The organism is Ideonella sp. B508-1 (assembly GCF_000333615.1).
Classification (GTDB): domain Bacteria; phylum Pseudomonadota; class Gammaproteobacteria; order Burkholderiales; family Burkholderiaceae_C; genus Ideonella.
Genome location: NZ_BADL01000129.1, coordinates 1 through 20,166, shown reverse-complemented (window position 1 = coordinate 20,166; position 20,166 = coordinate 1). Strand labels below are relative to the sequence as shown.

Below are 20,166 nucleotides of genomic sequence, written 5' to 3'. Positions count from 1 at the left end.
GACGTCTAAAGGGAGACAACTTCCATGCTTTGCACCAGGGGGTGCAGATCCCGGTGAGCGATCCGCTGCAGCTGGCTGCACCGATCGCGCTGGCGACGGAGCACCTGGGCATCGGCATCACGGCGTCGACCTCTTTCGAGCATCCCTACACCTTCGCCCGCCGGCTCTCCACGCTGGACCACCACACCCGCGGCCGCGTGGGCTGGAACATCGTCACCTCCTACCTGGAAAGCGGCGCCAAGAACATCGGCCAGGGCGGGCTGCGACGCCATGACAACCGCTACGAGGTGGCCAACGAGTACATCGAAGTCATCTACAAGCTGCTCGAGGGCAGTTGGGAGGACGATGCGGTGGTGCGCGACCGCGTGCGCCGCATCTTTGCCCATCCGGAGAAGATCCACGAGATCGGTCACAAGGGCAAATACTTCGATGTGCCGGGCTACCACCTGTGCGAGCCCTCGCCGCAGCGCACGCCGGTGCTCTACCAGGCCGGCTCCTCCGGCGCGGGCAAGGCCTTCGCGGCGCAGCACGCCGAGTGCGTGTTCATTTCCTCGCCGCTGAAGTCCGCCGTGCGGGACTATGTGAAGGAGATCCGCCGCCAGGCCGCCGAGGCGGGTCGCGACCCCCGCAAGGTGCTGGTCTACAACCTGGTGACGATCATCGTCGACGAGACCGACGCCAAGGCGCAGGCCAAGTTCGAGGAGTACCAGAAGCACGCCTCCCACGATGGCGCGCTGGTGCTGCTCTCGGGCTGGAGCGGCATCGACTTCGGCCAGTACGCGCCCACCGACCTCGTGCGCAAGGTGGAGACCAATGCCATCGTCTCGGTGGTCGAGCACCTGACCAACGGCGACAAGGACTGGTCGATCGACGAACTGGCCCGCTGGGCCGGCATCGGCGGGCTGGGGCCGGTCTTCGTGGGCTCGGCGGCCACCGTGGCCGACATCCTGCAGCAATGGGTGGAGGAAACCGACGTGGACGGCTTCAACCTGGCCTATGCCGTGGCCCACGAAACCTTCGAGGATGTGGTGGGTCACCTGGTGCCGGAGCTGCAGAAGCGCGGCGTCTACCCCAGCGCCTACCGCCCGGGCACGCTGCGGGAGAAGCTTTTCGGCGAAGGGGCCCGTCTGCCCGAGACCCACCCCGCGGCACGCTTCCGCGACATCGAGGCGGTCAAGGCCGAGGAGGCCGCGGCCTTTGCGGCAGCGCAAGCGGTGTCTGCCGTGGCTCAGCCGGCCGTCCCGGCCGCGACCTGGGAGAGGAGAGGGCCGATGTCTGCAGAACATCCCGTGCTCGAGGTCCGGCAGATCGAGGTGCTGTACGGCCAGGCCATCCTGGCGGTGCAGGAGGTGTCCCTGACCGTGGGCGAGGGACAGATCGTGGCCTTGCTGGGCGCCAACGGCGCAGGCAAGAGCACCACCTTGAAAGCCATCTCCGCCCTGGTGGGGGCGGAGCGCGGCCAGGTCACCGCCGGCCAGATCCTCTACCAGGGGCGGGACATCACCCACGCCGCGCCCGACCAGCTGGTGCGCGAGGGGCTGGTCCAGGTGCTGGAGGGCCGCCACTGCTTCAGCCACCTCACCGTCGAGGAGAACCTGCTCACCGGTGGCTTCGTGCATCGCCCCAGCCGAGCTGCCTTGCGGGCCGACCTGGAACGTATTTATCACTACTTCCCCCGACTCCAGGAACGGCGACGGACCGCGGCTGGCTACACCTCGGGGGGCGAGCAGCAGATGGTGGCCATCGGCCGAGCCCTGATGGCCCGGCCCCGGCTGGTGCTGCTGGACGAACCCTCGATGGGGCTGGCGCCCAAGGTCGTCGACGAGATCTTCGAGATCGTCGGCCGCCTCAACGCCGAGCAGGGCGTGAGCTTCCTGGTGGCCGAACAGAACGCCAATGTGGCCTTGCGTCACGCCCACCATGCCTGTGTGCTCGAAAACGGGCGTCTGGCGGCCGAGGGCAGTGCACAGGAGCTGGCGGCCCGCGACGACATCCACGAGCTTTACCTGGGGGCCGCCTTCAGCCTCTGAGCCGCGTGAGCCCGGCGCGGCGACGCCGTCTTTTGTTTTTGCATTCCCGACAGCCAGCAGGTCCGGTGGACGCTGCGGAGGGCACCGCCTTGTCTGCGCATGCCCATAGAACAACTCTGCGAATCACTTCCTTCCAACCGATCCAAGCCATGAAGACTTCTTTTCCCTTGCGCACCCTGGCCGCCATCGGCCTGCTGACCCCCTTGCTGGGGCTGGCCCAGTCCGCCTCCAATGTGTCGATCTTCGGCACGGTGGATGTGGGCTACCGCTGGAGCGGCGACAACGTCGATCCCAGCCGCAAGCATGACTCGGCCATCGACTCCGGCCTGAGCACGCCCTCCCGCCTGGGCTTCCAGGGCCATGAGGACCTGGGGCAGGGCCTGCAGGCCGGCTTCCTGATCGAGTCCGGCATCGGCGCGGACACGGGCACCGTGGCCGGCGGTGGCTTCTGGAGCCGGCAGGCCTACGTCAGCCTGGCCCAGCGGCAACTGGGCACGCTCTCGCTGGGTCGCCAGTACACGCCGGGCTACCTGTTCGAGTCCACCGTCGACCCCTTCGGCAGCGTCACGGTCGGCCAGTACAACAACGTCTATCTGACCGAGTACCGCTGGGACAACCAGGTCGCTTATGTGTCGCCCGCTATCCAGGGCGTGACCGTGGCGGCCAGTCTGGCATCCAACGGCTACGGCCAGGAGGCCCAGGGCCACAATGTGCGGGTGGCCTCGCTGCTGCCGCAGTACCAGAACGGTCCGCTGTTCGTCGGCCTGCATCTGCAGCAGCTGCATTCCTCCCTCACCGGCGCCACCCACGGCAAGAACGTCAACGTGTGGGATGTGGGCGGCACCTACGACTTCGGCGTGTTGAAGCTGGCGGCCCTGGTGGGTGGGCGCCAGGCCAGCGCGGGTGACTTCAGCCCCGACACGGGGGCCACCGAGGCTGAACGCACGCGGCAATGGCTGCTGGGGGCCACCGTTCCCCTGTCGGCGGCCGATGCGCTGCGCGTGAGCTATGCCCACCGGGCCTCGCGTCCGCTGGACGGGGGCGAGCAGGCTGTGGCGGGCCAGTGGGCGCTGGGGCTGGAGCACGCCCTGTCCAAGCGCACGGCGGTGTATGCCGTCTTCGCGGATGTGCAGAACAACGCTGCGGCCAAGGCGTCTACCACGCTCGCCTCCTTTGTCGGTGCCGGCTACAACGCCGGCAACGGTTACCAGCGTGGTTTCGGCGCCGGCCTGCGCCACAACTTCTGACCCCGGGGCGAGGACCTCTCCATGACCGATCCCACGCACGCCACGGCTGCCGAACCGATTCCCCACAACGCGCAGGATGCCCTGCCCGAAGACGCCTGGCAGCAGCTGGACCACTGGGCCCAACGCCATCCCCAGGCGCTGGCTCTGCGCCACAAGCGGCGCGGGCGCTGGGTGGCCTGGCCCTGGGCGCAGGTGCACCGCACCGCCAGCCTGCTGCGAACCGGGCTGGCGCACGAGGGGCTGGGGCCGCAGTCACGGCTGGCCGTCTGTGGGGCGTTCGAGCCGCGCTTGCTGTTGCTGGTGCTGGCCGCCCGGGCCGCCGGAGCGCAGGTGCTGAGCCTGCCCCGCGGACTGGGCGAGGCCGAGCTGGCGGCCTGGCAGGCCCGCACGCGGCCCACCCACGTCTACCTGCAGTCTCGCGATGAGCTGCTGCGCTGGTTGCGCCTGCGGGGGCCGCAGTCCGAGGGCGCGGTTCAGCTCATCAGCCCCCAGCCGGTGCCCAAGGGCCAGGACGCTGCCGCCTGGCTGCACCTGCGCGACCTGTTGGGAGAGGTGCCGCCCCAGGTGCAGCGCCACGCCTGGCACCGCGCCCAGCGAACCGCGGCCGCCTGGTGCGAAGAGGGCACCGAATGGTCTGAGGGCCTGGCGCTGGTGGTCGGCCATTGGCTGCGCACTGGCGAGGGTCTGGCCTTTCCGGAGGACACCGCCGCCGCCGCACGCGACCGGCGCGACACCGTGCCGTCCCGTCTGCTGTTGTCGGCGCAGCGTGCCCAACAGCTGTCCGACGAGATCGAGCAGCGTCTGCCGGTCGCGGGCAGCTGGCGCCGTCGCTGGGTCGAGGGGGCACTCTCGGCCTCGTCCGTGTCGGGTGGCTCGCGCTGGGACCGGTGGCTGCGCGTTCAGCTGCAGCGCCGCCTGGGCCTGCATCGCCTGCAGGGAATCGTCGTTCCGTCCAGCGCAGCAGCGGAGCTGCCCGAGCGTCTGCGCAGCGTCGTGGGGGCTGCATGAGCGCGGCGCCCCTGCTGGCGGTGCGCGGCATCTCGCTGTCCTTCAAGGGCGTGCGGGCGATCACCGACCTGTCCTTCGACGTGCATGCTGGTGAGATTTGCGCCCTGATCGGCCCGAACGGTGCAGGCAAGAGTTCACTGCTCAACATCCTCAACGGCGTCTACCGGGCCGATGCCGGAGAACTGGTGTTCGACGGCGCCGGCTTTGCCCGCGTGCACCCGCTGGAGGCGGCCCGCCGCGGCATCGGCCGCACCTTCCAGAACAACGCGCTGTTCAAGAAGATGAGTGTGGCGGACAACATCTCCACCGGCCTGTCCCGCTTTGCCCGCAGCACCCTGGTGGAGCAGGCGCTGGGCCTGCCGCGGGCCCGGCGCGAGGCAGCGGCCTTCCAGGCCCAGGTCGAGAACGTGCTGGAGTTCCTGGAGTTGCAGCCCTACCGCGATGTGGCCGTGGGTCAGCTGCCCTACGGCCTGCAGAAGCGGGTGGAGCTGGGGCGGGCGGTGATCGCAGGGCCGCGCCTGCTGCTGCTGGACGAGCCAATGGCCGGCATGAACGACGCCGAGAAGCGCGACATGAGCCGCTTCATCGCCGACATCAACCGCGACCTCGGCGCCACGGTGGTGCTGATCGAGCACGACATCGGCGTGGTCATGTCCCTGTGCCATCACGTGGTGGTGCTGGACTACGGCCGCAAGGTGGGCGATGGCACGCCGGCCGAGGTGCAGCGCAATCCTGAGGTCATCGCCGCCTACCTGGGCACCGTGCACTGAGGAGACCGGCATGGAATTCTTCATCGAAACCCTGGTGGGCGGCCTGCTGGCCGGCACCATGTACTCGCTCGTGGCCATCGGCTTTGTGCTGATCTACAAGGCCAGCGGCGTCTTCAACTTCGCCCAGGGCGCCATGCTGCTGTTCTCGGCGCTGACCTTCGTCACCCTGCACGAGAAGGGGCTGGGCTTCCTGCCGGCCCTGCTGGTCACCGCCGCGGTGATGGCCCTGGGGGCGGTGCTGATCGAGCGCTGGGTGCTGCGCCCCCTGGTCAACCGCTCGCAGATCACGTTGTTCATGGCCACGCTGGGCCTGAGCTTCATCCTGGAGGGCCTGGCCCAGGGGCTGATGGGGGCCGAGGTCCGTGCGCTGGATCTGGGCATCGAGGACACGCCGCTGGAACTGGGCGGCGTGCTGCTGAGCCGCTTCGACCTGGTGGCGGCCGCCACGGCCGGCGTGCTGGTGGCGGTGCTGGCCCTGCTGTTCAACCGCACCCGCATCGGCATGTCGCTGCGGGCGGTGGCCGACGACACCCAGGCGGCGCTGTCCATCGGCATCCACCTGCACCGCATCTGGCAGATCGTCTGGGCGGTGGCTGGCTGGGTCGGGCTGGTCGCCGGCCTGTTGTGGGGCGCCCGCCAGGGCGTGCAGTTCTCGCTGTCGCTGGTGGTGCTCAAGGCGCTGCCGGTGCTGATCATCGGCGGCTTCACCTCCATCGGCGGCGCCATCGCAGGGGGCCTGATCGTGGGCGCCAGCGAGAACCTGGCCGAGGTCTACCTGGGGCCTTCGATCGGCGGCGGCATCACGCCCTGGTTCGCCTACTTCCTGGCCCTGGCCTTTCTCTACATCCGTCCCGCGGGCCTGTTCGGCGAGCGGGCCATCGAACGTGTCTGAACCCCACGTCCTGCATTGCCTGCCATGAGTGCTTCCCTGCATGTGTTTCCCTCGCCACCCCTGGTGGCGCCTGTCGAGCTGGTGGCCTCACGCCGCCATGCCTGGGTCTGGCTGGGGCTGGCCCTGGCCCTGGCGAGCCTGCCGGGCTGGGCCTCGACCTACTGGATCAACGCCATCCTGATTCCGACCCTGGTGTTGTCGCTGGCCGGCCTGGGCCTGAATCTGCTCACCGGCTATGCCGGGCAGACCTCGGTGGGCGCGGCCGGCTTCATGGCCGTGGGGGCCTTCGCCACCTATGGCCTGCTGCTGCGCGTGCCAGCCCTGCCGCTGCCTTTGGCCCTGCTGGGGGGCGGCCTGATCGCCGCGGGCGTGGGCTGGCTGTTCGGCCTGCCCAGTGGCCGCATCAAGGGCTTCTACCTGATGGTGACGACCCTGGCCTCGCAGTTCTTCCTGGAATGGCTGTTCGTCAAGTTCCCCTGGTTCTACAACAACGCCTCGTCGGGGACGATTTCGGCCCCCCACCTGTCCTGGTGGGGGTGGGATCTGTCCAGTCCGGGAGGTCGCTACGGCCTGACCCTGGCCTGCGTGGCACTGCTGACCTGGGCCGCCGGCAATCTGGTGCGCAGCCAGACGGGCCGCAATTGGATGGCGGTGCGCGACATGGACATGGCCGCCGCGGTGATCGGCATTCCGGTGGAGCGGGTCAAGCGGCAGGCCTTCGCGGTCAGTTCCTTCTACCTGGGCATTGCCGGTGCGCTGTGGGCCTTTGCCTACCTGGGCACGGCCAGCGCCAGCAGCTTCGACATCAACCGCTCGTTCCAGATCCTCTTCATCATCATCATCGGGGGCATGGGCAGCTTGGCGGGCAACTTCATCGGTGCCGCCTTCATCAGCCTGCTGCCCATCGCACTGAGCGCCGCGGGGCAGTGGCTGCTGGGCGGGGCCGTCGACCCCGGCCAGATCCAGAACCTGCAGAAGATCGTTTTCGGGGTGCTGATCATCGGCTTTCTCATTCGGGAGCCGGATGGCCTGGCGCGGCTGCTGACCCTTTGGCGAGAGAGGCTGGCCGTGTGGCCCTTGCGGTTCTGAGGCGGGCTCGGACGACCGCGATCGCCACCCCTTTTTTCTTGTCCGTCCCGGGCCGCGTGGCCGGTCCGGTGTCCCTTTCTTTGTCTGGAGTTTTGTCACCCATGTCCATTTCTGTCCGATGGGGTCGCCATGCAGCGGCTCTGCTCGCCGCGGCGGTGTTGTTCTCGATGGGGCGGCCCACGCAGGCTGCGCCCGCCGAGCAGTTCGTGCCCCTGGCCACCTACCGCGTGGGCGCCTATGCGTCCAGCGGGATCCCGGTCTGGGCCGGCATCATCGACTACCTGCGCTACATCAACGAGGTGGAGGGCGGCATCAACGGCGTCAAGCTGGTCTGGCAGGAGTGCGAGACCGAATGGACGGCCGAGAAGGGCATCGAGTGCTACGAGCGCTTCAAGAACGGCCTCAACGGTGCGCCGGTCGGACCCTATCTGCCCAATGGTGCACCGGCCGCCTATGCCCTGTCCGACAAGGCCACGGCCGACAAGATTCCGCTGATCACGCTGGGCTACGGTCGCACCGAGGCCACCGATGGCAGTGTCTTTCCCTACAACTTCCCGCTGATGCTGACCTTCTACAGCGAGGCCTCGGTCTTCATCAACTACGTGGCGCAGAAGGAAGGCGGCTTCGACAAGCTCAAGGGCAAGAAGATCGCCACCGTCTACCACGACTCGGCCTATGGGCGGGAGACGCAAGGTCCGCTGGCCTTGCTGGCCAAGAAGTACGGCTTCGAGAACATCCAGATCCCGGTGGCCGATCCGGGCAATGAACAGTCCGCCCAGTGGCGCCAGGTGCGCCAGGCCAGGCCGGACTGGGTCTTCCTGCGCACCTGGGGTGTCTCGACTCCGGTGGCGATCAAGACGGCCGCGCGCTTTGGCTATCCCGTCAACCGCATCGTCGGTGACATCTGGGCCAGCTCCAACGAAGACGTGCTGCCCACTGGCGAGGCCGGCAAGGGCTATCTGGCGCTCACGCCCTATCCCGGCGGAGCCGACTTCGACATCCATCACCGCCTGAAGAAGCACATCCTGGACGCCGGCAAGAGCGATCTGAAGGACCCCAAGAGCTTCGGCAGCGTCTACTACAACTCCGGCCTCATCGACGGTGCCATCGTGGTGGAGGCGCTGCGCGCCGGGCAGAAGAAGTTCGGCCAGCGTCCGCTCAGCGGTGACGAGGCGCGCTGGGGCCTGGAGCATCTGCAGCTGGATGACGCGCGCCTGCGCCAGATCGGCTTCTACGGCCTGATGCAGCGCCTGTCGCTGTCCTGCTCCGACCACGAGGGCGGCGGTGCCGCCCGTGTGCAGCAATGGGATGGCCGGCAATGGAACCTGGTGACCGACTGGGTGCAGGCTGACCGCCCCACGTTGCGCCCGCTGATCGATGCGAAGGCTGCCGCCTACGCCAAGGAGAAGGGCATCACCCCGCGGGACTGCCGCAAGGCGGGTTGAGCCCCGGCCTCCACGGGATCCCCGGGGCTGTTGCGGGGCCAGCAGGGCCACCCCCAGGCTGCTGCCCCGCCAGCAGTCCGGGGGGCTGCCGCAGCACTAACTGCTTGATTCATCAGGCCGGCCCCGGTGGCACAGGAGCTGCGAAAGGGCCTGCAGGCCGGATCCGCCGGTCGTCTGTCCACCCTCTCATTCCCACCTGCCACCTCCCAACACCATGAGCACCTCTCCCATCCAGTTTGCCTACTGGGTTCCCAATGTCAGCGGCGGCCTGGTCGTCAGCAAGATCGAGCAGCGGACCCATTGGGACATCGACTACAACCGCAAGCTCGCCCAGATCGCGGAAAAGGCCGGTTTTGCCTATGCCCTGAGCCAGATCCGCTTCACCGCTGGCTACGGCGCTGAATACCAGCACGAGTCGGTGTCCTTCAGTCATGCCTTGCTGGCGGCCACCGAGCGGCTGAAGGTCATCGCGGCCGTGCTGCCCGGGCCTTGGAACCCGGCGCTGCTGGCCAAGCAGATCGCCACCATCGATCAGCTCACCGGGGGGCGCATCGCGGTGAACATCGTGTCGGGCTGGTTCAAGGGCGAGTTCACCGCCATTGGTGAACCCTGGCTGGAGCATGACGAGCGCTACCGCCGCTCCGAAGAGTTCATCCGTGCGCTCAAGGGCATCTGGACCACCGACGGCTTCAGCTTCGCCGGTGACTTCTACCGCTTCCGCGACTACACGCTGCGTCCCAAGCCGCTGCAGAAGCCCCACCCGGAGATCTTCCAGGGCGGCAGCTCCCGTGCGGCCCGCGACATGGCCGCGCGCGTGTCGGACTGGTACTTCACCAACGGCAACACGCCCGAGGGCATCCAGGCCCAGGTCGACGACATCCGGGCCAAGGCCGCCGTCTATGGCCACAAGGTGAAGATCGGCGTGAACGCCTTCATCATCGCCCGCGACACCGAGGCCGAGGCTCGGGCCGTGCTGCAGGAGATCATCGACAAGGCCGACCCCGAGGCGGTCAACGCCTTCGGCGATGCCGTCAAGCAGGCCGGCAAGGCCAGCCCGGAGGGCGAGGGCAACTGGGCCAAGTCCAGCTTCGAGGACCTGGTGCAGTACAACGACGGTTTCCGCACCAACCTGATCGGCACCCCCGAGCAGATTGCCGAGCGCATCGTCGCCCTCAAGGCGGTGGGCGTGGACCTGGTGCTGGCCGGCTTCCTGCACTTCCAGGAGGAGGTGGCTTACTTCGGCGAGAAGGTGCTGCCGCTGGTGCGGGCCCTGGAGTCGCGCACCCCCGCGACGGCGGAGGCCGCGCTGACCTGAGCTCGATCCGGGGGCGGGTGCCGAACTCTGGCACCCGCGCCAGAGTTGCCTGATTGTCAGGCTGTCAGGCCTGGCCTACAGAGACAGCCCAGTCGGCCGATATCCATGGGACGATCCGGTGTCCCTCTTCGCCTACTGGCGGGAGGACACCGGCTGACATTGGTTCAGCCAAGGTGTCCCCATGACCGAAACCACGTCCCTGGCAGCCAAGGTGCTGCTGCTGGAACACGATCCCGGCCAGTACCAGGCCCTGTTGGACTTCTGCGACCGCATGGGTCTGATGGTCCTGCCGCGCACCGCCGTCGACGCGGTGGCCACCCTGGGCCAGCACAAGGACCTGGGCGGTGTGCTGCTGGCCGAGGACCTGCCCTGCGAGGAGGGCGACGCCCTGTCGCTGGCCGCCACCATCCACCGCCAGCGGCCGGAGCTGCCGATCTTCCTGCGCCGCACCCGCACGCAGCCGCTCACCGAGGCCCAGGAGCGGACCATCCGCCATGCCTGGTCCACCGGCGGGCTGCAGACGCTGACCGAGAGCGTGCAGCACGCCATCTTCAGCCTGCGCTATCCGACCGCGCTGGTGGACGGGGTGGTGGAACTGACCTGCAGCGCGATGCGCTCCATGTTCCCCCATGCCGAGGTGCGTGCCGAGGAGCCTTATGTCGTGCACGACCGCATCATCTTCGGCCAGGTCTCCACGCTCATCGCGCTGGAGAGCACCTGGTGCCGGGGCTACATGATGCTGCAGACCGAGGAGCATGCCCTGCGCCAGGGCCTGCTGCAGGGCTTCGGCTACGAGGGCGTGGGCGGTGACCTCAATTTCCGTGAACTCAATCACGTGCTGGGCGAGACAACCAACCTGATCTGGGGCGCCTTCAAGAACCGCTACATCCCGCCCAAGGCCTTCACCAGCCAGCAGACGCAGGTGCCCATCGTCATCAACCACGAGCACAAGTACATCTCCTTCGGCTCACAGGACCCGCAGCTGTGCGTGCGCTACCAGCTGTCCGACCCCCGCCGGCCCGGTCTGCCGCCGTTGACCATCGTGCAGCGGCTGATCTTCAACCTGCATTGGTCCCCCGAGGAGTTCGCCGAGTTCGCCAGCAGCGCGTCCGAGGCCGGGCCCACAGGCGAGCTGGAGCTCTTCTGAGTCAGCGGCCGTCGCCACCGCCTGCCCCTCCGCTTTCCCTCTTTCCCGAACATCTGCGCCCCTCGCGCAAGGAGATCCTCCATGGCCCATGTCCTGGTGGTCGACGATTCCAGCACCATGCGGGAGATCGTCGCCAGCTTTCTGAGCAAGAACGGATTCGAGGTGGCCATCGCCACCGACGGCCGCGATGGCCTGCTCAAGTTGCAGACCGATCCGGGCATCCGCCTGGTGCTCAGCGACATCAACATGCCCCACATGGACGGCCTGACCATGGCCGAGAAGATCCGCAACGACCTGGGCAACCGGGATGTGCGCATCGTCATGCTCACCACCGAGGACAACCCCAACATGCGGGCCCGCGGCAAGGCCATCGGCGTGACCGGCTGGATCGTCAAGCCCTTCCGGGGCGATGCGGTGCTGGGGCCCTTCCGCAAGTTCTGCGACATGGCCTGAACCCGACTTCGTTCACCCAGTAAAAAGGCCGCCCGAGGGCGGCCTTGTCGCGTCAGCGGGGCAGGGGCTTCACCGGCCCGCCGCGGTGTGCCGTGCGGTGGCCTTGTGGTCTGCGTTCACATCGCTGCGCGATGTGAACTCCGCCCCAAGGCCCAGGGGTTTGCTGCGCAAACCGCCGGGCTTCACAGCCCGGCTGCTGCGCGCAGCGCCTGGGCCTTGTCGGTGCGTTCCCAGGTGAACTCGGGCTCTTCGCGGCCGAAGTGGCCGTAGGCGGCCGTCTTGGCGAAGATCGGGCGCTGCAGGTCCAGCATCTGGATGATGCCCTTGGGCCGCAGGTCGAAGTGCTCGTGCACCAGGGCGGCGATCTTCTCGTCGGAGACCAGGCCGGTGCCCTCGGTGTAGACCGTGATGTTGATCGGACGGGCCACACCGATGGCGTAGCTCACCTGGATCTGGCACTGGCGGGCCAGGCCGGCGGCCACGATGTTCTTGGCCACGTAGCGGGCGGCATAGGCGGCCGAGCGGTCCACCTTGGTCGGATCCTTGCCCGAGAAGGCGCCACCGCCGTGCGGGCAGGCGCCGCCGTAGGTGTCAACGATGATCTTGCGGCCGGTCAGTCCGCAGTCGCCCTGCGGGCCGCCGATGACGAAGCGCCCCGTCGGGTTGATCAGGAACTTGGTGTCCTGCAGCCACTCGGCCGGCAGCACCGGCTTGATGATTTCTTCGATGCAGGCCTCGTAGAAGCTGGCCTTCATCTTGGTGGCGGTCTCGGACTGGTCCGGGCTGTGCTGGGTGGACAGCACCACGGTGTCGATGCTGTGGGGCTTGCCGTCCACGTAGCGCATCGTGATCTGGCTCTTGGCATCCGGGCGCAGGAAGGGCAGGCGGCCGTCCTTGCGCAGCTGTGCCTGGCGCTCCACCACGCGGTGGGCGTAGTAGATCGGCGCGGGCATCAGCTCGGGCGTCTCGTCGCAGGCATAGCCGAACATCAGGCCCTGGTCACCGGCGCCGATGTTCAGGTAGTCGTCGCTGGCGCGGTCCACGCCCTGGGCGATGTCGGCGCTCTGCTTGTCGTAGGCCACCAGCACCGCGCAGCCCTTGTAGTCGATGCCGTAGTCGGTGTTGTCGTAGCCGATGCGCTTGATGGTGTCGCGCGCGACCTGGATGTAGTCGACGTTGGTGCCTTCCTTGGCGGTGATCTCGCCGGCCAGCACCACCAGGCCCGTGTTGGTCAGCGTCTCGGCCGCGACACGGGCGTAGGGGTCCTGCGTCAGCAGGGCGTCCAGGATGGCATCGGAGATCTGGTCGGCGACCTTGTCGGGATGGCCTTCCGAGACCGATTCGGAGGTGAAGAGATAATCGTTCGCCACTGTGGTTCTACTTTCGGTTGCGTATCAAGGGAGCGTCGTCCAACTCAGCAACCATGGGAGCGGCGAACGCTTTAGCGGCATTTGGTCAGACGATTCTGGAGAATCGGCTCTGCAGGCATTGTTGGAAAACCGTGCCAATCGCCCCGCAAGTTGTCCTGTTAACTCGGCGATGCCGGAATCTTAGCTGAAGCATGATGTTGTTGCTGCGTTGGGTCGCGCATTGGCCCCTCGGGTTGGTGCAGTTCTGTGGGGCGGTCCTGGGCTGGATCGTCTGGGCGGCTTCGCCCAGCTACCGGCGCCGGCTGGCGGCCAATGCCCGGCAGGCGGGTCTCACGCCGGCCCAGGCCCGGGCCGCGGTGGCCCAGGCCGGTCGCATGTCGGCCGAGGTGCCCTGGCTGTGGTTCCGCACTGCCGACCGCCCGCTGGGCGCGCTGATCCAGTGGGACGGCGAAGAACGGGTGGAGCAGGCCATCCAGGCCGGCAAGGGCCTGCTGCTGCTCACGCCCCACCTGGGCGCCTTCGAGTTCGCCGCCCGCGGCTACGCCGAGCGCTACGGCCAGCGTCAACCCATCACCGTGCTGTACCGCCCGGCCCGCCAGGCCATGCTGGCGCAGTGGCAGACCTACTCCCGCACGGCGCCGGGCATGCAGGCCGCACCGGCCAATCTCTCGGGCGTGCGGCAGATGCTGCGGGCCCTGCGCAAGGGCGAAACGGTGGGTCTGCTGCCCGACCAGGTGCCGCCGGACGGGCAGGGCGTCTGGGTGCCGTACTTCGGCCGCACGGCCTACACCATGACGCTGGCGGCCCGCCTGGCCCAGCAGACCGGTTGCGCCGTGGTGCTGACCTGGTGCGAGCGCCTGCCCGGAGCACGGGGCTTCGCCATCCGCTACCGGGCCTTGCCCCAGCCGCTGCCTGAGGACGGCGAGGAGGCGTCTGCCGCCCTCGTCAACCAGGCCATGGAATGGGTCATCGGCCACTGCCCGGACCAGTACCTCTGGGGCTACAACCGCTACAAGAAGCCGCGCCGCGTCGAGGCGAGCGTCGGAGAAGCGAAAGCATGATCAAGCGTTGGGGATCGCAGGCCATCGTCTTCCTGATGTGGCTGCTGCATTGGCTGCCGCTGCCGCTGCTGGCGGCCATCGGCGAGGGCGTGGGGGCGCTGCTGTGGCGCCTGGCCGGCTCGCGCCGCAAGGTGGTGCTCAGGAACCTGGCCCTGTGCTTTCCGGAGCTGGACGAGGCCGCCCGGCGGCGCCTGGCCCGCGAGCACTTCGGTGCCGTGGCGCGCGGCTTCCTGGAGCACAGCTACCTCTGGTTCGCCTCGGAGGAGCGTCTTCTGCGCATGGTGCGCATCGAGGGCGACATCCACCTGGCTGAGCGCACCGGCCGGCCGGTGATGTGGCTGCTGCCGCACTTCGTCGGCCTGGACTACACCGCCCCGGCGCTGATGCTCAAGCAGAGCAAGCCGGCCATCACCATCTACCAGCGGCAGAGCAACGCCGTCTTCGACGAGGCCCTGCTCAAGGCCCGGGGCCGTTTCGGCCAGGCCCGGCTGTTCGACCGCCAGGCCGGCATCCGGCCGGTGTTGCGGGCCATCCAGAAGGAGGGCGCGGGCTTCGTCAACCTGCCGGACATGGACTTCGGCACCAAGGACGCGGCCTTCGTGCCCTTCTTCGGCGTGCCCGCCGCCACGCTGCTGGCGCCGGCCCGCATGGCCCAGTCCATGCACATGCTGGTGCAGCCCATTGTCGTGACCATGCTGCCGCGCGGCCAGGGCTATGTGGTGCGTTTCTGCGAGGCACCCGAGGGCTTCGACAACCCCGACCTGCCCCAGGCCGCGGCCGCCTTCAACCGCTGGCTGGAGGCCCGCATCCGCGAGCAGCCGGCCCAGTACTACTGGGTGCACCGCCGCTTCAAGACCCGGCCCGAGGGCGAGGCCAAGATCTACTGACCCCACGGGGCGTCGGATAATCCGCCCATGCGTTTGCACTTCACCAAGATGCACGGCGCCGGCAACGACTTCGTCGTGCTGGACGCCACCCGCGCGCCGCTGGCGCTCAGCCGGGAACAGCTGCAGTTTCTGGGCGACCGCCGCTTCGGCGTGGGCGCCGACCAGATCCTGGTCGTCGAGGCCGCGCAGACGCCCGGCGTGGACTTCCGCTACCGCATCTTCAACGGCGCCACCGGCGACGAGGTGGAGCAGTGCGGCAACGGCTCGCGCTGCTTCGTGCGCTATGTGCACGACCACGGGCTGAGCGACCAGACCACCATCCGCGTGGAGACGGTCAACAACCGGCTGACGCTGACCCTGCAGCCCGATGGCCGGGTGACGGTGGACATGAACCAGCCCCGCTTCGCGCCGGCCGATCTGCCCTTCGACCCCAGCGGGCTGGCCCCGCGCGAGGTCAACGGCATGCCGCTGTGGCCGCTGGACCTGGGCGGCGGTGTGCAGGCCGAGGTGGCCCTGGTGTCCATGGGCAACCCGCACGCTGTGCTGCGGGTGGACGACGTGACCACCGCGCCGGTGGCCGACTGGGGCCCGAAGATCGAGGCCCACCCGCGCTTCCCGCGCAAGGTCAACGCCGGCTTTCTGCAGGTGCGCTCGCGCAACGAGGTGGCCCTGCGCGTGTTCGAGCGCGACGCGGGCGAAACCCTGGCCTGCGGCACCGGCGCCTGTGCGGCGGTGGTGGCCGGCATCCGCCTGGGCTGGCTGGATGCCACGGTGGATGTGCACACCCGCGGCGGCGTGCTGACCATCAGCTGGGCCGGCGAGGGCCATTCGGTGATGATGACCGGTCCCGCGGTGACCGTCTTTGAAGGAGAGATCGAGCTGTGACGAGCAACGAGAACGGGGTGCACGGCATCACCGAACAGGACATCGCCAACTACCTGGCCAACAACCCCGGCTTCTTCGAACGCCAGGCCGAGCTGCTGGCCACCATCCAGCTCACCAGCCCGCACGGCCAGCGCGCCGTCTCGCTGCAGGAGCGGCAGATGGAGATGCTGCGCGAGCGCATCAAGGGCCTGGAGCGCAAGATCATGGAGATGATCCGCGCCGGCCAGGAGAACGTGCAGATCGCCGAGCGCATGCACCGCTGGACCTGCGCCGTGATGCTGGCGCGCAGTGCGGTGATGCTGGGCGAGGTGCTGGTGGCCGAGCTCAAGCACGAGTTCCTGATCCCGCAGGCGGCCGTGCGCGTCTGGGGCGTGGCCCCGGCCTATGCCCACCTGCCCTGGGCCCAGGGCGCCAGCGAAGACGTCATGACCTTCGCCGCCAGCCTGTCCCAGCCCTACTGCGGCCTGAACGCCCAGTTCGAGGCCGCCCAGTGGCTGGGGGACGCCACACCGGCCCAGTCGCTGGCCATGATCCCGCTGCGCCTGGGCAAGTCGGCCGGCGAGTGCTTCGGCCTGCTGGTCCTGGGCTCGCCCGATGCGCTGCGCTACCAGAACGACATGGGCACGGAGTTCCTGCAACAGGTGGGCGACATCGCCAGCGCGGCGATGGGCCGCCTGCTGCTGGCCGAGTGAGCCCGGCATGAGCGACCTCGGCTCGGTCGTGCATTCGACGGACGAGCCGGACGGGGCGCCGCCGCTGCCGGAGATCCTGCAGCGCTACCTGGCGCACCTGAAGTTCGAGCGTCGCGTGGCCGAGCGCACCCTGGCGCTCTACACCGACGCGCTGGGCCGCCTGGTGCGCGGCGCGGCGCGTTTGGCCGTGCCGCTGGAGCGGCTGCAGCCCCACCATGTGCGCATGCTGCTGGCCCAGCTGCATGGCGCCGGTGAGCGCCCCGGCCTGTCGCCGCGCAGCCTGGCGCTGCAGCTCTCGGCCTGGCGCGGCCTGTACCGCTGGTGGGGCCGGCGTGGTGGCGTGGCGCTCAACCCGGTGGATGGCATCCGTCCGCCCAAGGCGCCCAAACCGCTGCCCAAGGCCCTGCCGGTGGACCAGGCCGTGGCCCTGGCCAGCCAGCTGCCCGAGGCCAGCGACCCCGCCCTGGCCGCGCGCGACCACGCCATCGTCGAGCTGCTCTACGGCAGCGGCCTGCGGGTGGGCGAGCTGGTATCGCTCGACGCCCGGCCCGGCCCCGAGGCCGCCGGCTGGGTGGATGCCGACGACGCCACCGTCCATGTGCTGGGCAAGGGCCGCAAGCGCCGCAGCGTGCCGGTGGGCTCGCACGCGCTGAAGGCCCTGGCCGCATGGGACGCCCTGCGGGGTGGCCTGGCCGCGCCAGGCGAGCCGGCGCTCTTCGTCAGCCAGCGCGGCACCCGCCTGTCGGACAGCCAGGTGCGCAGCCGGCTGCGCCAGCTGGCCCTGGCCGCGGGCCTGCCCACCTCGGTGCACCCGCACATGCTGCGCCACAGCTTTGCCTCGCACCTGCTGCAGTCCAGTGGCGACCTGCGCGCGGTGCAGGAGCTGCTGGGCCACGCCAGCATCAGCACCACCCAGATCTACACCCAGCTGGACTTCCAGCACCTGGCCAAGGTCTACGACGCGGCCCACCCGCGGGCCCGGCGCAAGGACCCAAGCGGCAGCAGATAAGCAAGCCGGATCGAATTCGTTCCGGCCGCGCGGCGGCTTTCCTATCCTGCGGTGCATCGACGCACCACGCAGACAAGGAGAGCCCAGCATGCACCACACCCCCCGTCGACGCGACTGGCTGCGCGCCGGCCTGGCCGGCACGCTGGGCTGGACCCTGGCCAGCCCGGCAGCCCGGGCCCAGGGTGCAGGCGAAGGCCTGCGCATCGGCTACCAGAAGTCGGCGGTCAACCTGATGGTGGCGCGTGAGCGCCGCCTGCTGGAAGCCCGCCTGCCCGGTGTGCCGCTCAAGTGGGTGGAGTTCCCGGCCGGCCCGCAGCTGCTGGAAGCCCTGGCCGTCGGCGGGGTGGACTTCGGCTTCACCGGCGACACGCCGCCGGTCTTCGCCCAGGCCGCCGGCAAGGATGTCTGGTACGTGGGCCTGGAGCCGCCCAAGCCCACCAGCTCGGCCCTGCTGGTGCCGGCCGGTTCACCGCTGCGCACGCTGGCCGACCTGAAGGGCCGGCGCATCGCCTTCCAAAAGGGCTCCAGCGCGCACTACCTGGTGCTGCGGGCGGTGGAGAAGGCCGGCCTGGCCTGGTCGGACATCACACCGGTTTACCTGGCGCCGGCCGATGCCCGGGCCGCCTTCGAGCGCGGCTCGATCGATGCCTGGGGCATCTGGGACCCGTACTACGCGGTGGCCGAGATCGACGGCCGGGCCCGGGTGCTGTCCACGGGTGTGGGCCTGTCGAGCAACAACAGCTTCTACCTGGCCTCGCGCGAGCTGACCCGGCGGCCGGCACAGGTCCAGGCGCTGCTGGCCGCGCTCAGCGAGGCCGATGCCTGGACCCAGGACCACCTGAAGGAGACGGCACAGTTCTTGTCGGCCGCCACCGGGGTGCCCCTGGCCGGCACGGTGCGCTTTCTGGACCGGCGGCGCCACGGCACGGTGCGCCCACTGGGCCCGGCCGACGTGGCCGACCAGCAGCGCGTGGCCGACACCTTCAGCCGGCAGGGACTGATTCCGCGGCCGGTGGACGTGGCCCAGGCCGTGTGGTCGGCCGGGCGCACGGTGGCCGGCCGCTGAGCCCGCCCCCCCGGGCGTCAGACCAAGTGCATGGTCCGCGCCTGGGCCTGCAGTTCCTCACGGAAGGCCGGGTGGGCGATGGCGATCAGGGCGGCGACCCGCTCGTGCGAGGGGCGGCCGCGCAGCCGGGCCACGCCGTACTCGGTCACCACGTAGTTCACATCGTTCTTGCCGGTGCTCACATGGGTGCCCGGGCTCAGCGTGGGGACGATGCGCGAGACGGTGTCGCCCTTGGCGGTGGAGGGCAGCACCATGATGGCCTTGCCCCCGCGCGAGCGGTTGGCCGCGCGCACGAAGTCGCTCTGGCCGCCGGTGCCGGAGTAGGGCAGGGCGCCCAGGCTCTCGGAGCCGCACTGGCCCAGCAGGTCCACCTGCAGCGTGGCGTTGAGCGAGACCAGCCGGTCGTTCTGGCCGGCGATGCACGGGTCGTTGGTGAAATCGGCCGGGTGCAGTTCGAAATCCGGGCAACGGTCCAGGAAGCGGTAGAGCTTCTCCGAACCCAGCGCGAAGGTGGCCACCATCTTGCCGGGCATGAAGTTCTTGCGCCGGTTGGTCACGGCGCCGCTCTCGATCAGGCTCAGCAGGCCGTCGCCGATCATCTCGGTGTGCACGCCCAGGTCGCGCTTGCCCTGCAGCTGGGCCACCACCGCGTCCGGGATGCCGCCGATGCCGATCTGCAGCGTGTCGCCGTCCTCGATCAGCGGGGCCACGTGGCGGGCAATGGCCTGCTGCACCGGGCCGATCTCGGACGGTGGCAGCGTGGGCAGCGGGCGGTCGTCTTCCACCCAGGCGCTTACTTTGGACACATGCACCCGCGCCGGGCCGGCGGTGCGCGGCACGTTCGGGTTCACCTCCAGCACCACGGTGCGGGCCCGCGCCAGGGCGGCCAGCGTGTAGTCGGCCGAGACCCCGAGGTGGAACCAGCCCTCGGCGTCCATCGGCGAGGCCAGGGCGAACACCACGTCGGCCGGCACCTCGCCGCGGGCGAACAGCTGGGGCGCCTCGGACAGATGGGTGTGGATCAGCGGCAACCAACCAGCCTGCGCGCCCGGGCGCGAGGGGCCGCCCAGGAACATCGAGACCGGCTGCACGTGGGCGGCCGTTTGCGGGTCGAAGTAGTCGAAGCGGCGCAGCGGCAGCATCTGCACCACCCGCACGCCCTGGAAGCGCTGGCGCCGGGCCGACAGGCCTTCCAGCAGGGCCGGGGGCTCGCCGCAGCCGATGGGCACCACGATCCAGTCGCCATCGCGCACCAGGGCGATGGCGTCCTCCACGGTGGCCCGCCGCCGGGCCTGGTCTTCAGTCCATGACATCCACCGATGGTACGGGGAATGTCTTACGCATATCTACGTAAGGGTTGCGGGTGGACTCAGCCTTTGGCGGTGGCCTTGCGGCTGTGGACCAGGCTGATGGTGCTGCCCGGCTGCCCCTCGGTCGCCTTGACGCCGATGATCATGCTGCTTTCGGTTTTGCTGTCGGTGATGGTCATGGACATGCCCTGGGCATCGGTCTGGTCCATCACCATCTTGCCCTCGGTGCTGACCTTGAGCTGGGCGCGGTACCAGTCGCTCACCTTCTTGGCGTCATCGGGGCTGTTCAGCGCCACCTGCAGCATCTCGGAGCCGCCGTTGACGAACCGGCTGCTTTCGTTGGGCACCAGCGTGGCGCCGGGGTAGAAGGGAATGCCCAGGTCCTTCTCGCTGATCTTGGCGCTGCCCATCTCCATGTTGAAGGACTGGCCCTTCTCGACGGTGCCCGGCACCTTCACGTCACCCTCGAGGATGTCCACCTTGGCGTTGC

Annotated in this window: 19 protein-coding genes and 1 pseudogene; 17 read left to right on the top strand and 3 right to left on the bottom strand. The window is 69.1% G+C overall.

Annotated elements, in window-relative coordinates:
* The 11 genes and pseudogenes from I73_RS33745 to I73_RS05795 all read left to right on the top strand — a co-directional run.
* Window positions 1-1,202: pseudogene (locus I73_RS33745) on the top strand (LLM class flavin-dependent oxidoreductase); the annotation flags it as partial.
* 69 nt (window positions 1,203-1,271) lie between these two features.
* Window positions 1,272-2,030, top strand: coding sequence for an ABC transporter ATP-binding protein (locus tag I73_RS33740; protein WP_234409421.1), 759 nt, complete (start codon window positions 1,272-1,274; stop codon window positions 2,028-2,030).
* Window positions 2,031-2,179: 149 nt separating this feature from the next.
* On the top strand, window positions 2,180-3,277 hold the full coding sequence (locus tag I73_RS05835; protein ID WP_040499693.1) for a porin: 1,098 nt from the start codon (window positions 2,180-2,182) through the stop codon (window positions 3,275-3,277).
* A gap of 21 nt (window positions 3,278-3,298) precedes the next feature.
* Entirely contained in the window at window positions 3,299-4,285 is a 987-nt protein-coding gene (locus I73_RS26230; protein ID WP_022979756.1) for an AMP-binding protein, read from the top strand.
* Window positions 4,282-5,055, top strand: a complete 774-nt coding sequence (locus I73_RS05825; protein WP_022979755.1) for an ABC transporter ATP-binding protein — start codon at window positions 4,282-4,284, stop codon at window positions 5,053-5,055. Before I73_RS26230 ends, I73_RS05825 begins: the two co-directional genes overlap by 4 nt.
* 10 nt (window positions 5,056-5,065) lie before the next feature.
* Window positions 5,066-5,947, top strand: coding sequence for a branched-chain amino acid ABC transporter permease (locus I73_RS05820; RefSeq protein WP_022979754.1), 882 nt, complete (start codon window positions 5,066-5,068; stop codon window positions 5,945-5,947).
* A gap of 24 nt (window positions 5,948-5,971) precedes the next feature.
* Window positions 5,972-7,036: a branched-chain amino acid ABC transporter permease gene (locus tag I73_RS05815; RefSeq protein WP_022979753.1), complete on the top strand. Its 1,065-nt coding sequence runs from the start codon at window positions 5,972-5,974 to the stop codon at window positions 7,034-7,036.
* A 101-nt stretch (window positions 7,037-7,137) separates the two neighbouring features.
* Window positions 7,138-8,481, top strand: coding sequence for an ABC transporter substrate-binding protein (locus tag I73_RS05810; RefSeq protein WP_026096362.1), 1,344 nt, complete (start codon window positions 7,138-7,140; stop codon window positions 8,479-8,481).
* Between the two features lie 214 nt (window positions 8,482-8,695).
* Complete coding sequence (sfnG, locus tag I73_RS05805) at window positions 8,696-9,796, top strand: dimethylsulfone monooxygenase SfnG (protein WP_022979751.1); 1,101 nt, start codon at window positions 8,696-8,698, stop codon at window positions 9,794-9,796.
* 181 nt (window positions 9,797-9,977) lie between these two features.
* The gene (locus I73_RS05800; RefSeq protein WP_022979750.1) at window positions 9,978-10,943 is read left to right on the top strand and encodes a chemotaxis protein CheX; all 966 of its coding nucleotides are present in this window, start codon (window positions 9,978-9,980) and stop codon (window positions 10,941-10,943) included.
* Between the two features lie 81 nt (window positions 10,944-11,024).
* Entirely contained in the window at window positions 11,025-11,396 is a 372-nt protein-coding gene (locus tag I73_RS05795) for a response regulator (RefSeq protein WP_022979749.1), read from the top strand.
* Between the two features lie 182 nt (window positions 11,397-11,578).
* On the opposite strand, the gene metK is transcribed toward I73_RS05795, so the two are convergent.
* Window positions 11,579-12,766: a methionine adenosyltransferase gene (metK, locus tag I73_RS05790; RefSeq protein WP_022979748.1), complete on the bottom strand. Its 1,188-nt coding sequence runs from the start codon at window positions 12,764-12,766 to the stop codon at window positions 11,579-11,581.
* 191 nt (window positions 12,767-12,957) lie between these two features.
* On the opposite strand from metK, the gene I73_RS05785 reads away from it, so the two are divergent.
* From I73_RS05785 to I73_RS26225, 6 genes are all read left to right on the top strand, one after another.
* A complete protein-coding gene (locus tag I73_RS05785; RefSeq protein ID WP_026096361.1) occupies window positions 12,958-13,827 on the top strand; it encodes a lysophospholipid acyltransferase family protein in 870 nt (289 codons plus the stop codon).
* Window positions 13,824-14,714, top strand: a complete 891-nt coding sequence (locus tag I73_RS05780; protein WP_022979746.1) for a lysophospholipid acyltransferase family protein — start codon at window positions 13,824-13,826, stop codon at window positions 14,712-14,714. The genes I73_RS05785 and I73_RS05780 overlap by 4 nt, the downstream gene beginning before the upstream one ends.
* 27 nt (window positions 14,715-14,741) lie before the next feature.
* Complete coding sequence (dapF, locus tag I73_RS05775; RefSeq protein ID WP_022979745.1) at window positions 14,742-15,599, top strand: diaminopimelate epimerase; 858 nt, start codon at window positions 14,742-14,744, stop codon at window positions 15,597-15,599.
* The gene (locus I73_RS05770) at window positions 15,596-16,291 is read left to right on the top strand and encodes a DUF484 family protein (protein ID WP_022979744.1); all 696 of its coding nucleotides are present in this window, start codon (window positions 15,596-15,598) and stop codon (window positions 16,289-16,291) included. The genes dapF and I73_RS05770 overlap by 4 nt, the downstream gene beginning before the upstream one ends.
* Window positions 16,292-16,298: 7 nt before the next feature.
* A complete protein-coding gene (locus tag I73_RS05765) occupies window positions 16,299-17,300 on the top strand; it encodes a tyrosine recombinase XerC (protein ID WP_022979743.1) in 1,002 nt (333 codons plus the stop codon).
* A gap of 88 nt (window positions 17,301-17,388) precedes the next feature.
* Complete coding sequence (locus I73_RS26225; protein ID WP_022979742.1) at window positions 17,389-18,366, top strand: sulfonate ABC transporter substrate-binding protein; 978 nt, start codon at window positions 17,389-17,391, stop codon at window positions 18,364-18,366.
* 17 nt (window positions 18,367-18,383) lie between these two features.
* Here I73_RS26225 and I73_RS05755 read toward each other — a convergent pair whose 3' ends face one another.
* Both I73_RS05755 and I73_RS33095 read right to left on the bottom strand, forming a co-directional pair.
* The gene (locus I73_RS05755) at window positions 18,384-19,679 is read right to left on the bottom strand and encodes an acetyl-CoA hydrolase/transferase family protein (protein ID WP_026096358.1); all 1,296 of its coding nucleotides are present in this window, start codon (window positions 19,677-19,679) and stop codon (window positions 18,384-18,386) included.
* 56 nt (window positions 19,680-19,735) lie between these two features.
* A partial coding sequence (locus tag I73_RS33095) for a hypothetical protein (protein WP_040499689.1) occupies window positions 19,736-20,166 on the bottom strand: 431 nt, incomplete at its 5' end.

Coding starts and splice junctions, on each gene's coding strand:
- I73_RS33740 (WP_234409421.1), top strand. CDS start 1,272: ATGTCTGCAGAACATCCCGTGCTCGAGGTCCGGCAGATCGAGGTGCTG.
- I73_RS05835 (WP_040499693.1), top strand. CDS start 2,180: ATGAAGACTTCTTTTCCCTTGCGCACCCTGGCCGCCATCGGCCTGCTG.
- I73_RS26230 (WP_022979756.1), top strand. CDS start 3,299: ATGACCGATCCCACGCACGCCACGGCTGCCGAACCGATTCCCCACAAC.
- I73_RS05825 (WP_022979755.1), top strand. CDS start 4,282: ATGAGCGCGGCGCCCCTGCTGGCGGTGCGCGGCATCTCGCTGTCCTTC.
- I73_RS05820 (WP_022979754.1), top strand. CDS start 5,066: ATGGAATTCTTCATCGAAACCCTGGTGGGCGGCCTGCTGGCCGGCACC.
- I73_RS05815 (WP_022979753.1), top strand. CDS start 5,972: ATGAGTGCTTCCCTGCATGTGTTTCCCTCGCCACCCCTGGTGGCGCCT.
- I73_RS05810 (WP_026096362.1), top strand. CDS start 7,138: ATGTCCATTTCTGTCCGATGGGGTCGCCATGCAGCGGCTCTGCTCGCC.
- sfnG (WP_022979751.1), top strand. CDS start 8,696: ATGAGCACCTCTCCCATCCAGTTTGCCTACTGGGTTCCCAATGTCAGC.
- I73_RS05800 (WP_022979750.1), top strand. CDS start 9,978: ATGACCGAAACCACGTCCCTGGCAGCCAAGGTGCTGCTGCTGGAACAC.
- I73_RS05795 (WP_022979749.1), top strand. CDS start 11,025: ATGGCCCATGTCCTGGTGGTCGACGATTCCAGCACCATGCGGGAGATC.
- I73_RS05785 (WP_026096361.1), top strand. CDS start 12,958: ATGATGTTGTTGCTGCGTTGGGTCGCGCATTGGCCCCTCGGGTTGGTG.
- I73_RS05780 (WP_022979746.1), top strand. CDS start 13,824: ATGATCAAGCGTTGGGGATCGCAGGCCATCGTCTTCCTGATGTGGCTG.
- dapF (WP_022979745.1), top strand. CDS start 14,742: ATGCGTTTGCACTTCACCAAGATGCACGGCGCCGGCAACGACTTCGTC.
- I73_RS05765 (WP_022979743.1), top strand. CDS start 16,299: ATGAGCGACCTCGGCTCGGTCGTGCATTCGACGGACGAGCCGGACGGG.
- I73_RS26225 (WP_022979742.1), top strand. CDS start 17,389: ATGCACCACACCCCCCGTCGACGCGACTGGCTGCGCGCCGGCCTGGCC.
- I73_RS05755 (WP_026096358.1), bottom strand. CDS start 19,679: ATGTCATGGACTGAAGACCAGGCCCGGCGGCGGGCCACCGTGGAGGAC.